The organism is Sphingobacterium sp. MAE (assembly GCF_056711605.1).
In genome coordinates, this window is record NZ_CM160044.1 from 1,976,762 (window position 1) to 1,991,846 (window position 15,085).

The window sequence follows — 15,085 nt, forward strand, 5'->3', positions numbered from 1 at the left end:
CAATTGAATAGGCCGTTCATGGAAAGTGTCATTGATTTTTAAACGATTCTTCATAACAATTTTGGAAAAACAGCATGTTAATAATTTCTAAAAAAACACTTAACATCTAAGATGTCAGAAATTAAAATTAAATTTAGGGAAAGCAATAAAAATATTAAAAATAGAAAAATATGAAAAAGCTGATTATATTATCCTGTGTCGTATTCGCCATGCTAAGCTGTAGAAATAAAGATGCGAAAAAAGCTGATGCTCATGAGGTTAAATCTGAGGTGCCAAAGCACACCAGTACGGCACTTGATTTAGGATGCTATGTCTTTAATGATGGCAAAAATAAAGTTTCCTTAGAAATTACTGAAAGTGGAGCAGAAGTGAAAGGAAATTTAAGCTATGCTTTTGCTGAAAAGGACAAGAATACAGGAACTTTTATTGGTCAAGTGAAAGACGGGGTGTTGGTTGCAAATTATACCTTTCAATCCGAAGGATTAGAGTCGGTTAGACAAGTAGCATTTCAAGTCCAAAAAGATACGCTTATGGAAGGTTACGGAGATATGAATGCAGATGGTACCACCTTTAAGGATGTCAACAATTTAACATTTTCTTCCGATATGCCATTGGTTAAAACGGATTGCGATGAGCAGAAAAATGCTTGCTTGTATAAAGATGGAAAAGTATATTCTACACTAGAGCAAAACTGTTTAACCTTGGCTTCGTTTAAAACTAAACTAAATCCTTTAAAAGATGGCGCTCGAGTAGAAGGAAATCCAACCTATATCATTTTCAGTGCGGACAACTCGAAAGCCGAAATTTTTTTACCAGATTCCGATAAGGGAATTGTACTAGAAAAATCAAGTGAAGGCAATTGGGATTCAAAACAATATAAATTATTTGCCTGGAAAGGACTTGTCTTACAAGAAAAGGGGATAGCCATATATGGTGGATAGGAGCGTCAACTCCTTCCACTTAACTATAATAAAGGTCTTTCAGCTGCCTTATTTTCAGTATCCATCTTCGCCAAATTAGCGATCTTGATGAGCCAGTTGAGGCGATCATTTTCATCCAGTTCATACAGAAGTCCAATAAAATTATTTTCTATATCAGATATTCCACAGTATTCCAAAATTCCTGTTTTCAACTGAATAAGTCCACTAGAACCATAATTTTTTTCATAACTATCCAGAGATACATCACCTGCTGTGGTGATGATTCTTCCTGTCTTGTTCTGTAATAATCCTTCGCTGATTCCATTTTTGTTGCTTTTAAAAGTAAGGCCAGGAAGAAATGCTCTGTCAAAGAAGCCCTTCATAATAGCCGGCATCCCCAGCCACCACATGGGATGTATCCATACTTGATGATTACTCCAGTGGATATCTTCAAGAGCTTTTACCAAATCAGGTTCCAATTCCATCCTTTTCCGATAACCAAATTGCAAGTTTGGATTGAAATCCAATTCCCCTATAGCGAGGTATCGAACTTCAGCGCCAGCTTCTTGTGCCGATTGGATATAGGTTTGAGCAATAGCACTGTTAAAACTTTCTCTGTCCGGATGTCCATTGACTACTATTATTTTTTTCATTTATCTTGATTTACTGTTTTTGTTAATACATTCAATAATCGGTCATAAAATGCATCTGATAGCGAACTCTCGAAAAAATCAAACGCATGCACCGCTCCTTGTATTTCGATAAGCTCCGTCGATACAGCTGCTTGTCGTAATTTCTCGGCATACATTTTCCCCTCATCTTTAAGCGGATCAAATTCGCAGACCACTATCGTAGCATCGGGAAGTTGATTGAAATTTTCTTCAAGTAGCGGCACCGCATAGGCAGGCCGTTGATCCATATGGGGTAGATAATGTTTCCACATCCATTTCGCGGCATTTTTGGTTTGCATAGGTGCATCCGCCAATGATTCCATTGAAGCTGTGTTGAGCAAATGACTCATCGCAGGATAAAGTAAAAGCTGATGTCTGATTTTTATTTCTTGTTTATCCCGTGCCAAATGGGTGATGGAGGCCGCAATTGTGGCTCCAGCACTGCTGCCTCCAATGAGGACACGATTCGGATCTCCACCAAGTTGAGAAGCGTGGTGAACGAGCCATTTTAAACTATCATATCCGTCTTCCATAGCCGCAGGAAATGGGTGTTCGGGAGCTAATCGATAATCGACAGAAACAATCATTAAGTCCAGATCCGAAGCCAGTCGAAAGAATATAAAATCATACTGTTCGGGAGTTCCATAGATAAAAGCACCACCATGAAAATATAGTAAGATCGGTAGATTGCTTTTCTCCTTCGATCTGTAAGTCCGTAAACGGATATTTCTACCTTTGTCAGAAGACGGTATATACCTGTTTTGAATGTCCAGTTGGGGCGGGATAATGGTATCTGCTTCCAAGAGAGATACCCGCATTTCTTGTTCTCTAATTTTTTGCGGATTATGTTGCAGTAAAGTTTCATAATCAATCTCACCATAAGCACTACGCGAAATTACGGCTAAAAGCTCCTGATCTATTGTGTTCATTCCTCTTGCTATTATAAGGTTACAACGACTTTTCCTACGGTTCTCCCAGTTTCAATTTGTACATGTGCTTTTGCCATTTCATCAAAATTGAACACGTGAGCAATATGAGGTTTTAGTATTCCCGATTCCAATAAGTCAGCGATCTTTTGCATCTCCGTACTGCTACTGTAGACGGACATAAAATAACAAGCATGAAGCTGTTTTTCCTGCGCCTTTAATTCATCATCTTTACTATGTCCAGAGGGCAGGGTGACAATGGAACCGAAAGGTTTCAATACTTGTACTGATTTTTGAAAATTTGAGCCACCGACCGATTCGAGTACAAAGTCAATATCCGAAAGAACTTCTTCAAAAGCCGTTTTTTGGTAATCAATATGTTCATCTGCTCCCAATTGGATGATAAAATCTCGGTTAGATGCCGATGAAGTTGTGATGACGTAAGCTTGGAGATATTTTGCGATCTGTACAGCAAAATGACCTACACCACCTGATGCGGCATGGATAAGAACCCGGTCATGGGGCCTTAGTTTTCCGTAGGAATGAAATGCTTGCCAAGCTGTCAATGCAGCTAAAGGGGTTGCAGCAGCTTCAATATGACTGATTTGTTGCGGTTTTCGTGCAAGATGCCCTTCGGGAGCCGCTACATATTCCGCATACCCTCTGCCATGACCGACAAAGTTGATCAGACCAAAAACTTCATCTCCAATTTGAAAATTGGTAACCGCATTTCCAATTTCAACAATGACTCCCGAAATATCCCAACCTAAAATTAGAGGATCATATTGTGATAACATGTCAGCAAGCGGAGCATCATAACTTCTAACTTTAACATCGACAGGATTGATACCGATCGCCTTCACCTGGATCAGCACCTCATCCGGTCTGATGTAAGGTTTTTCAATATTCTTTTCAATAAGATGTTCAACACCACCAAATTTTTCCAATACAATTGCTTTCATATATTATTCTTGAACAACAAAAATAGACTGAAAAAATGGATAAAAACAGGTACATTTAAGTGTTATTTGGGTATCTTTGCATTATGGCAAAAGAAAATATCTATCAATCCCTTGAAGTCTTTTATGAAAACGTAACGGTATGTCCGCTGCGTGACAGACAATTTAATTTCTTTGAGCTGGTGTATGTTATTTCTGGTAAAGGAAAGCACAGTGTCAATGGAAATAAATTTGACTATTTTCCGGGAGACTTATTTCTTATTACACCAGATGATTGCCATGGGTTTGATTTGGAGGGAAATAATGAGTTTATGGTCGTACGTTTCGGAGAAAGTTATATCAAAGAATATCAATGGAAAAGCATCGATCACATCGAATGTCTTTTGTATTATGCTTCTCATTTATCAGGTTCTATTTTAGTCAATAATGATGATAAACATATGGTCAATTCGTTGATTCAGAGTTTACAACAGGCATGCAGTCATCAATCCCTTTACAATGAAGATTTGACCAGACATCTGGTCAATGCTATTATCGTTATCGCAGCGCGAAATATAGCCATCAATAAACCTCAGCAACTTACTCCTAATGCGGATAGGCGTACGCTACAGATATTAGATTATATCCAAGCATACATACGACAGCCCGAGCTCCTTACCATCGCTGTAATTGCTGCGAAATTTGGATTTTCGCCAACCTATCTAAGCAGCTATTTCCGCAAAGAATGCAACGAGTCTATACAGCAGTATATCTCTTCCTATCGGATTCGCTTGATCGAACATCGATTGCGGTTTAGTGATAAAAGAGTGCATGAAATCGCAGATGAATTTGGATTTGCTGATGAAAGTCATATCAATAAGTTCTTTAAGCGTCATCATGGTATCAGTCTAAAAAAATATAGGGAAGCATCCCTTTCTTAAAAGCAATTGGAGGCAGCTTCATGTTGATTAAGCTTCATGCGTTGATGATCTGTATACGAATAGATGGGTTCGTACACCTGGAGCGTGAAGTTCATAATAGAGGACATCCCGCTAATACTTTGGTTTTACGATCCAGTTATCTCTTTTATCATTATCTTTTACGTTAATTGTCTAAATTGTTTTAGTCTTTGTATCTTTGTCCCATAAATATAATAACATGCCAAGAGAAACAAAAAAAGGGCTATATCAAGGAATAATCGAGCAAGACGAAAAAGGTAATTACTATTGTGGACCATATTTATTGGACTATCAATTGGTAGAAGATCAGTTTAGATTAGGAGATAAAGTTAGTCTAAAAAAAATAATTGGTAATTCCAGTAGAAAAAGTTTTGATGATTATCCTCAAAAGTCAATCAAGTTTTCACTAGTGGGAGAAGACCACGAAGATTAATCACAAACTTATACCAGTCAGTATTTAATTTTATGTATGCTGACTGGTATATTATCGTTTGAAGAATAATAGATCTGATTGACTTGATGTGAATTAAGTTAAATCTGCTGTCCAAAAGTCAGTAAATTGTTATCGGGATCGAGCAAAGAAAATTCTTTTTGTCCCCAAGGCTTCACTGCTAAATGACCATTTGGGTGGATGGCAATGTGGTTATCCAATAAGGTCTGGTAAACAGCATCTATATCATCCGTCCTAATATATACCTGACCATAGTTTTCTTTAGGATCAAGATCTGTAAACTTAAAAAAATGAATCTGGATCTGATCCTTATAGACCATTAAATAATCCTCAAATTCATTTCCAAAAGTTTGAAAACCGAGTTTGTTGATGTAATAGTCAGCTGTTACCGGCTTATCTCTCATGGGTAACTTTGGGTTTATTTCTAGTAGCATATTAAAATTCAGTTTAAGTTTTTCAAGAATTCTAAATTTTTTAGAATAGGTTGTTCATGATTGAATGGCGAAAGCATTTTATGCTGCTTTGTACTAAAATATAAATTCAAGATTTAAAAAGGCTTTATAATCGTACAAATAGTATCTGAAAATTTCTTGCGATGCCCTTATTGATGTTCAGTACCTTATACGTAAAAATAACAATTTATTTTCAATCAACGAGTGAGCACCTATTTTTATTATTTTAACATGGATTTCATTTTTTAAACCTAATTTTTATTTCCATTGAGGATTTTGACCAATAAATGTTCTATTTTTTAGCTCATAATAGGAGTTCAAGCATAATGATAGGGTTGATTATAGGAACATGTTGCTGAAAACATGAGCGCTTTAAGACATGAAGTAACGGATAGACATTCAATTGAATCAAATATTCAGCTTAAAACTAGCGGTATTCAGGGAGATATTTACAACATTATAATTAAGATATTTGAGAAAATCTTGAGGTTCATGAAACATCTTCTTCCTATCTTCTTTCTGCTATTACCTTTTTTTGGATATTCACAAACTGTTCAGATCGTAGAATCAATGGGCTTTGAGCGGTCCATTTCACCACTAATCAAAGTTAAAAAAGAAAAGAAGGATTTTTTTTATCATTTAGCAGGCAATCATTGGATAGATGATGTAGAAGAGCACGCGGCAGATTTGTTTGTTGTGATTAAGGATGGTTATTATGGCGTGCTAAACGAAGATGGAGATCTGATTGTTCCTATAGCGTATGATGAGATCGAACTTGCTACAGCTTATGATGGACAGTGGCATAAGGGAAAGCAATACGATTATAAATACCTTGTGCTAAAAAAGAATGGAAAGACCGGAGTTGCTGATGAAAATGGGAAAATTATTGTTCCGGTCCAATTTCAGAAAGCTGAAGTAATTAATAAAAATATTATTGGTGTTGCTGATGATCATCTGTGGGGATGGGTTTCCGCTCTTAATGGTCAAATTTTGCAAAGACCTCAATATGAGTATATAACAAGTTCCTTGTCTGATGAGTTTGTGGAGATACGCACACACGATAAAAGTGGGTTGGCCAAGATAAATGGTGAGCTCATCGTACCTGTCGAGTATGATAGTCATCTCCAGTACATCAAAGGGGATGGACAGACCTATATTAAGGGGAAAAAAGGTACACAACTTGATCTCATGGATACCAATGGCAACGTATTGCTTTCTGGATATACGGATTACAAAATCATTGACGGTTCTAAATGGTTGATTTTTAAACAGGGAAATCATTATGGTGTTGTTGATCCAATTTCCAAAAAAGTAATCATAAAAAATGAATTTGAACAGCTGGATTCATTTATTAGAAACCTTGGAATAGCAAAAAAAGCAAGTGGTTATGGCGTTATTGATATCAACGGTAAGACAATTTTGCCTTTTGATTATGAGGAGATCCGCGTATTAGCTGCCAATGGGAATCATAGATACAGTTTCAGTCCAGTGATCGGGATGTCTGATCTTATTTTTGACGCAAATATAACGGAACAAGTCAAGCAAAGATTAGCTTATGAAGTCCAGATTGAGCAAGCTCCATATTTTTTTGAAGTGACTAAAAATGGAAAAACAGGTATCTGTAACTGGGATGGAAAAACCATTATTCCATTGGGGAAATATCAGAACATCAAGTTGCACTATTATAACGGGAAGACTTTTTTCTTAGTCGGATCTAATCAAAACTCAGGAATCGTAGATGAAAATGGAATGGAAATCTTACCGGTGCACTATAGTTTCGATGATGGTTACCAATATTCAGCATCGGGAATAGAAAATCAATTTGATATATCGCAACGTTTTATCACATTTTCAGATGGAAAAGCGGGCGAACATCATGCTTTAAAAATAGGATTGTTTGATTTGCAGACTAAGAAAGTATTGATATCTCCGCATGAACAACAAATCACGCTCTTTAATAAGGATCTTATTCTTGTCCGCAAATTAGTTTCTAATTATCACTACCAGTTTTCGATCTATCATATTGGACAGGATAAGATCTGTACATTCGACAATACGGTCATAGATATACGTTTAGTAAACGACCATTTCTTATTGGTTGAACATCACGATAAATCTTTGCAATTAACCGATACGGATGGAAAATTGGTGTATTCCAATACCAATTGGACATCCGATGGTAGTTACGATTTGATCCGCTTTCCCAATTATGAAAAATATCCCAATGGTAGATTTTATCATGGCTTAAAAAAAATATATGTCAAAGAAGGAAATCTTTTTATCGATACCGTGGGAAATGAAAAATGCTTTGAAGAGTACGATCAAGTCGATGATTTTTATGAAGGTTATGCCATAGCAGCTAAAAAAATCATCGATAAAGAAAATTACTCAGGCTTTAAATATCAGCGCGGAATGATTGACTTAAAAGGCAACATCGTAGTTCCTTTTGAATATGAACAGGTATTGACCACTGGTAAAGAATCTGATATATTGATCTTCAGTAAACTGAATCAGCAGATTATGGTCAGACGTGATGGGCAGATTATACTCGGTCCTGGATATCAGGATCTCGAAGTTGGTGGTGCATATCTGAATTTTACTTTTGCAAAAGGCGATAAGTATGGACTGGCTGATTGGTCAGGTAAAATTTTGGTAGAACCATTGTATGATGAGATCCGTCGAAATTATGAAGGTGAAGATAAAACATGGCCGCTGTTGGTAAAGGAAGGAGAATGGTATTATTTTGTTGGTAGAGACGGACAGAAATATGCTATTAAATCAAAAGAGAAACGGTACTAATCTCTAAAAATAATTTTTATGATATTATTCTTAATTAATAGCGCACAGAGTACCTGGAATTTGAAGCTTTTTTTATTCCATTTTGCTTTATTCTTTGGCTTAGTATTTTCAGCCCAAGCACAGACCGAGTTATATCGGTTTGGACAGGAGGGGAGGCGTATGGCACCCTTTAGAAATGGATTTGCAAAAATAATAGATAAGGATAATACGTACTATATAGATACCCTTGGAAATAGCCTTATACTGGCAGAAGAAACCTCCATTGAGTTTAATGATACCTATGCAATAGAAGATTATAAACGGGAGTTGGCAGCCCATCCACAGCTATTTCCCAAAACTGTACTAAAATATTTAAAAGACAAAAAAATGGGTATCATATCTCACAAAGGTGATGTTTTGCTTGAAGCAGAGTATGATGATATAGATATTCAATTTCGTGATTTTTGGAAAATAAAACGTGATGGTAAAGTAAGTTTATTATTTGTTGATAAAACGCAATTGCCTTTTTTTGATGAAATTGGTTACTTGGACGGCGATTATTTTGACGTCAAACAACATGGGAAATGGTACTTATTTAGTCGGTCGCACAATAAAATAATGACTAAAAATGGTTACGATGGCTTTGATTATTGTGGAGGTTGTGGTCATCGTCAGTCTTATCTTTATGCACAAAAAGATGGAAAATGGGGTGTTATAGATTGGAATGAGCATATCTTGATTCCGTTTGAATATGAGCATCATCATATGGGTATGCGCAGTGATAATTGGATTTCTTCGTTTTCAAAAGGGGGTAAGTCGCTTGTTATACATATTCCTACCAAAAAGGAATTTGTCGATACTGAACTCTTCATGGGATTACTGATTGCCAAAAAAAACAATCTTTACGGCGCATATGGTCAAGATGGTGAGTTGAAAATTCCGTTTGAATTTGAACGTATTGAACTTCCTAATGATAATTCTTTTAACGGTTACTATGGAGAATATCTCATTACGACAAAACAACATAAAAAAGGAGTGGTAGACTTGAAGGGAACCGTAATATTACCTAACATATACGATGAGGTCAAAGTATACGATGATTATTTAGTTACTAAGAAGCAACAGATCACCTCCCTTTTAAACCCGAATCGACAGGTCGTTTTTAAAATAGAACATGGTGATATAACACATGTCAATGACTATTTTTACTCATCGGGGAGCCATGGATTAGCTATTTTTAAAATTAAGAAAAGAGCTTTTTATGGATTGTACATTCCACAAACAAATACTTTTTTAGATCCTCAATATTACCATATCCAATTTTTTGATTTTAAAAATCCAGACCGTCAAAAAAAATACCTGATTGCCGAGAAAAATAAATTGTTCAGTTTTTTTGATACAAACGGTCAATTGTTATTAAGTGATGTAGAAGGAATTTCTGAGTTATACCATGGACCTGAACATATAATCGCCTTTATAAAGAATGGGAAAACTGGCCTATATGATTTGGATTTGAACAAGGAGATGATTCCGGCTATTTACGAAAGTATCGATATCTTAAATTTAGGAAAACAAGATTATATTAAAGCGAATATGCATATTCCTGAAAATGAAAGAATTGATGAGTTTGATACTCAAATCAGTCATTTATTTGACCTAAAAGGCACAAAAGTAGTAGGAGCGGATATCAAGCAGATCGATACCATCGATAGCAAAAGATCTCTGGTAAAGATTAGAAACGGTAATAAAGTGAGCTATCTTTTAATGAATCTGGAAAATTTAAAAGATGAAGAACTAAATTATCATACTGTGTATCGTATGAATTCATCTCAGGTTTTACTGGTGTCCGAAGATGATAAAATAGGAAAGCTCTATGATATGACGTCTCATCAGGAGCTGAAAGGATCATATAGCCTAACATATGTAAAACAAGGGTACTTACCTCAGAATTCAGGTAAGGAGACCGTCATTATGCCATATAAAAATGGTATGGCTTTGCTACATAATGAAAACGGCTATGGATATATCAATGAAGAAGGTCGAATCGTTGTCGCTCCGCAATATGTATGGGCTTTTGATTTTGTTGGAAATGCTGCTCTAGTATGCCAATCCGAAAATTCGGATCCGAGAGCATTAATGTTTAAAATGGGGCTTATCAATAAAAAGGGAACCATCATATTCCCTTTGGAATATGATCTGACCAATTCGAGATTAAACCATCAAGAATCTTTCTTCCTTGATCATGCTGTCATATTACCAAAAGTAAATGGCTATGATCAATATTATGGTCTTGGGGATTTGCATAGCGGTAAGCTACTGCTTCCCGTTGAATATACCCAAATCCGATCTATTCAGAATGGACAATATCTCCTGCTTCAAAAAAATAATAAATTTGGAATATCAGATGTTCAAGGTAAGATTATTATCCCAGTGGAGTTGGAAGAAATTCTATTTGATGCACCATCATATTTTGATACTCATACAGATACTCCTTCAGATATTTTTCCTCTACTCGTTTATCGAAATAATACCTGGAGATATATATTAAAAAATGGAGATTTGCTTCCTTTTCAGTTAGGAGTAAAGTAGGTTCAACCCCACCACCCTATTTATTTTATAAAGTTTTGCATCTCTTTGTCGTTTTCTATTTAATTTATTGATCTAGCTTTGATATTGCCTGGCAATTTTTTCTTCAGGTTTTTCACTATACAAGTACAGACATAAGAGAAAAAAATATTCTAGGGGTTTCATTAATCTATATACCAAGTTTGATCTTTCCACGGACGTGACCTTTTTAGACAAAGGGTAACCGTATTTATCGTACAACCCTCTTATGATTTTATGTGCCGCAGGCCAACTTTCCGAGATCAATTCTTCAAAAGCATTAGCAATGAGCAACTGTCTGTTTACAACGATTTCATACCCATGTCTTTTTCCTAAACGCAGTGGTTTTACGACTTTGGGATCACCACATATGGCAACAGTACATAAATAATGCCCTCTATGATCTAAAAATGGAGGATGAGTTTTTGTTGAAAAATTCCAGGTTGTAGTTTCCGTAAATACTTTTGATATCGAATCCGCTTCCTGTCCAAATAACATCAGGATAGCCACTATCATTATCCATATAGGTACCAGCAAAATAATAACATACAAGGGTTGATGAGCTGTATGAGCCATCTTTTGATTCAGGTAATTGAGAAACTTATTCCGATAAGTTTTATTTGAAGCTTCCGTTGCCTCTTCAGCAATGACTTTGTAAATTAAAGTTATAGCCGTTATGATGTTGGTGACAGGTAAAAAGCCAAACAACCAAGCATCGTAAAATTGCGTGTTAGAAGAAATCTGTAATAATACAAAAAAACTAATTATGATACCAAGGACGACAAAAATCAATGTTAGTACAAATAACAAAGGGGGTAGTGATCTCCCTTTTAACCAGAGTTTTATCGATCCAAAAAGAGCTGTTCCAAATAATAAAATGAGGGTTAAACTATGTTCCGAAGCAAATGGAGAATAACCATTGTCAACGATATCTATCGCTTCTGTGTGATGTGATCCGTACATCATCAACCCAAAACAGAATAAAAGGAATGATAAGCATAAAGCAACAATAAATATATACTCCACAATTTTTGTAGGAGTACTAACCTGTTGTCGAATTTGCCTATAAATCAAATAGCCGATTACTGGAACTGATAGTATAGATAGTATAATAAAGATTTCCATTAGTTTTGAAGTGAATTATTTTTAAAGTTAGTTTGTACAATGAATTTATGATGTAAATTTCCGTTTATATCTTGATGTTAAATGTCCCATTTTATGATAATGACCTCTTATTTATACCTTAAAAATACTGTTTTCGAATCAAGAATTAAAAGAGATTACCACTCGTATTAAAATTGGCAATATATATTTATTGTACCCCTAAAAAATTGTGTTTCTGTATCTGTATCCCATACATATCGTTCTTTAAATTTGCCGTTCACGAATATGATATGAGCATGAAAGTCAACAATTTTGAAGATTTTAAATTGGAAAATTTATATCTATCTGAACTCCGTTCTGTTGTTTCTTTATATAAGCAACGTGTTAATCAAAATTCATCTAGAGAGCATGTAAATTCGGTAGAACAGTTAACCATAGACTTTGGGTTACCGTTAGCTGTTTTACTAGAAGCTAAACAGGTTGTTGCTTATGCAGCAGCAATTGTCAATCCCTATCATCAAGTGGAAATAAATTGTATTTTCTTCGATGAGACCCATCGACATGAATTTCAAGACGCATTAATTACAAAAGCAAAAAATAATTTTAATCAGGCATTTGAGGATGGCGAACAGCAACTTCTTAGATTGACATCAGCTATTGAGAGGCTTATTTACTGGTTGAATCTTTAAATGTTGTTTGTAACTTTAAAAAGCAGTTCTAATTGCGCATGGATTGGATTTTTTAAAATTGATCATTGGAGCTCTAAAAATGATTACATTGGAGGTTTAGTATCCCATGTTAACGTATAATCAAATCGATCTTGAAGAACATAGCATCACTAAAAAATATATTGTTATCATATAGTTAAAGCCATGAAGAAGGAAGTCTTATATGTAAAGATTGCAAACATTATTGAAGAACAGATCTTCAATGGTACGTTAAAACTGGGAGAAAAACTTCCTTCTATACGTACCGTACAGAAGATGTATCATGTGAGTATCAATACCGTTAAACAAGCTTTTCTCGAATTGGAGAGCAAATCGCTGATCAACTCTAGACCACGCCTTGGTTATTATGTCAGTAAAACTTCACAACGAAGATTTTCTCTTCCATCTGTGGGCATGTTGTCGTCATCAGGTGGCGAAAAGCAGCCTGAAGATCTTATCGATAAAGTTTATAATTCCTTAAAAAATAAAGAGGTCACTCAATTTTCCCTTGGTGTTCCGGCGCAAAGTATGCTTCCTATTGCCAAGCTTAATAAAGGAGTGATCCATATGATTAGGAAACTTGATGATGGAGGGACAAGTTATGAACCTGCTCAAGGAAGTGTCAATCTGAGGAGAAGTGTTGCCAAATGGAGTATGGAATTTGAAGGGCAGCTTACGGAAGATGATTTAGTAACGACATCTGGTGCTATGAATGCCATTTTTAACTGCTTGCTTGCTGTCACAAAACCAGGCGATACCATAGCGATTGAAACTCCGGTGTATTTTGGAACGATACAGGTTGCTAAATCTTTGGGTCTACAGGTCATTGAGATACCTGCACATCCGCTTAATGGCATTGATATGGATGCATTGAGAAAGTATCTGCCACGTATAAATGTGTGTTGTTTTACAGCAAATTTTAGCAACCCATTAGGAAGCTTGATGCCAGAAGATCATAAAATACAACTGGTTAAATTACTCAACGAGCATAATATTCCATTAATTGAAGATGATCTTTATGGCAATCTATACTTTGGAACCACTAGACCAAAGCCTTGTAAAGCGTATGATGAAGAGGGAATAGTCATGTGGTGTGGCTCTTTTTCCAAAACACTAGCACCAGGTTATCGAGTAGGCTGGGTTGCTCCCGGAAAGTTTAAGAGTAAGATCATTCGTCAGAAACTTCTACAGACGATTTCTACCCCTATACTCTATCAAGAAGTGATAGCCGATTTTATGGAGCACGGCAGGTATGACCATCATCTGCATCAGTTTAGAAACAAACTCTACGCAAATTGCCTGCAATATCAACAAGCTATCGAGGAATATTTTCCTGACAATACTAAAATAGGTCAGCCACAAGGAGGCTTTGTGCTTTGGCTTGAGTTAGATAAAAGAGTTGATACCGCAGCATTATATGATACCGCTATGCGTCATCAAATTAGCTTTGCTCCCGGTAGAATGTTTACCCTCCAAGATCGTTATCACAACTGTATGCGACTCAACTTTGCTTTAGGTTGGAACGAACGGATTTATGCTGATTTGAAATGTTTAGGCAAAATTGTCAAAAATTCCATTTGATTGATCAGTAATCAATTACGTTGCCGTAAACCTGTTATTGTTTATAAATCAAATCTTGTAAAAGCTCTTGCAACTGTTTGGTGATAGGTCCAGCTTGTGGAGCAAAATCTTGATATCCCAGCAGCGACGTGACGGGAGTAATATTTTTAGTGGTCGAACTTATAAAAGCTTCCGCCGCATTTTCCAGATCGGAGATGCTAATATCTCGCACTTCTACCTCCATGATATTTTTTGCTAGATCAATGATTTTCTTACGCGTAATACCTTGAAGAACATCTTCCGCTGCGGTCAATAACTTACCCTCATGACTGATCAAAAAGAAATTGGCACGAGGACATTCTGATATAAAGCCATTTTGCATATAGACCACATCGTCAGCACCTTTTGATTTTGCTACTTTTAAAGCTTGTATCCCCATGACATAGTCGATGGATTTGACCTGACTAAAGGGACGATGATAGGTAAAAGGAAGTAGCTTTAATCCTTTCTCTTCCAAAATGACATTTCTTTTTAATGGTTGTTGGCTGATAATGAAGTTGGGTTCTGCTATGCTATAGCCATCGGGACTATAGCCACCAGTCAATAGCAGCTTAATCCCAGAGTCCGGCATATTGTTAGCTTGTATCAACGTGTCTATGCATGTTTTGATTGCCTCCCGAGCATAATTAACAGGAAGATCCATGAGATATGCAGATTGATAAAAACGATCCAGATTATCTTCCAAAAATATAGGGAGTCTATTTACCGTTTTGAAAAAATCAAAGATACCGTATCCGCGAACGATAGCTAGATCACTGATGGCGAGTTGAGCTTCATTTTCCGAAATGAGTTTTCCGTTAAAAATAATATAGGGAGTTTGCATATCCTTTTTGTATTAAATGTTTTGCGGAAACAAACCTAGGCAATCCAATATGGAAAAGCAAGTTTGAAAAGTTTACTTACCACTAATCTTTTCTATTAAGGCTATTGTTGAGCATGCAGCCAATCATGCCTT

Annotated in this window: 13 protein-coding genes; 7 read left to right on the forward strand and 6 right to left on the reverse strand. The window is 36.0% G+C overall.

The genetic code is table 11. The features are described from left to right. The first annotated feature begins 170 nt into the window (after positions 1–170). Positions 171–941, forward strand: coding sequence for a hypothetical protein (locus AC06G9_RS08390; RefSeq protein WP_480957867.1), 771 nt, complete (start codon positions 171–173; stop codon positions 939–941). 23 nt (positions 942–964) lie between these two features. On the opposite strand, the gene AC06G9_RS08395 is transcribed toward AC06G9_RS08390, so the two are convergent. From AC06G9_RS08395 to AC06G9_RS08405, 3 genes are read right to left on the reverse strand one after another with little or no spacing between them, the layout of a single operon-like run. Continuing rightward, positions 965–1,573, reverse strand: a complete 609-nt coding sequence (locus tag AC06G9_RS08395; RefSeq protein ID WP_480957868.1) for an NAD(P)H-dependent oxidoreductase — start codon at positions 1,571–1,573, stop codon at positions 965–967. After that, positions 1,570–2,520: an alpha/beta hydrolase gene (locus tag AC06G9_RS08400; RefSeq protein ID WP_480957869.1), complete on the reverse strand. Its 951-nt coding sequence runs from the start codon at positions 2,518–2,520 to the stop codon at positions 1,570–1,572. The genes AC06G9_RS08395 and AC06G9_RS08400 overlap by 4 nt, the downstream gene beginning before the upstream one ends. An 11-nt stretch (positions 2,521–2,531) precedes the next feature. Beyond that, positions 2,532–3,479: an NADP-dependent oxidoreductase gene (locus AC06G9_RS08405; protein ID WP_094771601.1), complete on the reverse strand. Its 948-nt coding sequence runs from the start codon at positions 3,477–3,479 to the stop codon at positions 2,532–2,534. Between the two features lie 83 nt (positions 3,480–3,562). On the opposite strand from AC06G9_RS08405, the gene AC06G9_RS08410 reads away from it, so the two are divergent. Together AC06G9_RS08410 and AC06G9_RS08415 are read left to right on the forward strand one after the other, a co-directional pair. Beyond that, complete coding sequence (locus tag AC06G9_RS08410; protein ID WP_281047332.1) at positions 3,563–4,396, forward strand: AraC family transcriptional regulator; 834 nt, start codon at positions 3,563–3,565, stop codon at positions 4,394–4,396. Positions 4,397–4,613: 217 nt separating this feature from the next. After that, the gene (locus AC06G9_RS08415) at positions 4,614–4,847 is read left to right on the forward strand and encodes a hypothetical protein (RefSeq protein WP_094771600.1); all 234 of its coding nucleotides are present in this window, start codon (positions 4,614–4,616) and stop codon (positions 4,845–4,847) included. Positions 4,848–4,945: 98 nt separating this feature from the next. Here the strand turns inward: AC06G9_RS08415 and AC06G9_RS08420 are convergent, their stop codons facing one another. After that, positions 4,946–5,299, reverse strand: coding sequence for a bleomycin resistance protein (locus tag AC06G9_RS08420; RefSeq protein WP_094771599.1), 354 nt, complete (start codon positions 5,297–5,299; stop codon positions 4,946–4,948). Positions 5,300–5,809: 510 nt separating this feature from the next. On the opposite strand from AC06G9_RS08420, the gene AC06G9_RS08425 reads away from it, so the two are divergent. Both AC06G9_RS08425 and AC06G9_RS08430 read left to right on the forward strand, forming a co-directional pair. Continuing rightward, complete coding sequence (locus tag AC06G9_RS08425) at positions 5,810–8,116, forward strand: WG repeat-containing protein (RefSeq protein ID WP_480957870.1); 2,307 nt, start codon at positions 5,810–5,812, stop codon at positions 8,114–8,116. An 18-nt stretch (positions 8,117–8,134) separates the two neighbouring features. Next, entirely contained in the window at positions 8,135–10,684 is a 2,550-nt protein-coding gene (locus AC06G9_RS08430) for a WG repeat-containing protein (protein ID WP_480957871.1), read from the forward strand. A gap of 72 nt (positions 10,685–10,756) precedes the next feature. Here the strand turns inward: AC06G9_RS08430 and AC06G9_RS08435 are convergent, their stop codons facing one another. Continuing rightward, the gene (locus tag AC06G9_RS08435) at positions 10,757–11,824 is read right to left on the reverse strand and encodes a DUF6688 domain-containing protein (protein WP_346731851.1); all 1,068 of its coding nucleotides are present in this window, start codon (positions 11,822–11,824) and stop codon (positions 10,757–10,759) included. A gap of 269 nt (positions 11,825–12,093) precedes the next feature. Here AC06G9_RS08435 and AC06G9_RS08440 point away from each other — a divergent pair, with 269 nt between their 5' ends. Continuing rightward, positions 12,094–12,492 (forward strand): hypothetical protein, encoded by a 399-nt coding sequence (locus AC06G9_RS08440; RefSeq protein ID WP_480957872.1) that lies wholly within the window; start codon positions 12,094–12,096, stop codon positions 12,490–12,492. A gap of 183 nt (positions 12,493–12,675) precedes the next feature. Beyond that, complete coding sequence (locus tag AC06G9_RS08445; RefSeq protein WP_480957873.1) at positions 12,676–14,091, forward strand: aminotransferase-like domain-containing protein; 1,416 nt, start codon at positions 12,676–12,678, stop codon at positions 14,089–14,091. A 34-nt stretch (positions 14,092–14,125) separates the two neighbouring features. On the opposite strand, the gene AC06G9_RS08450 is transcribed toward AC06G9_RS08445, so the two are convergent. After that, on the reverse strand, positions 14,126–14,953 hold the full coding sequence (locus AC06G9_RS08450; RefSeq protein WP_480957874.1) for an aminotransferase class IV: 828 nt from the start codon (positions 14,951–14,953) through the stop codon (positions 14,126–14,128). Positions 14,954–15,085: the final 132 nt, after the last annotated feature.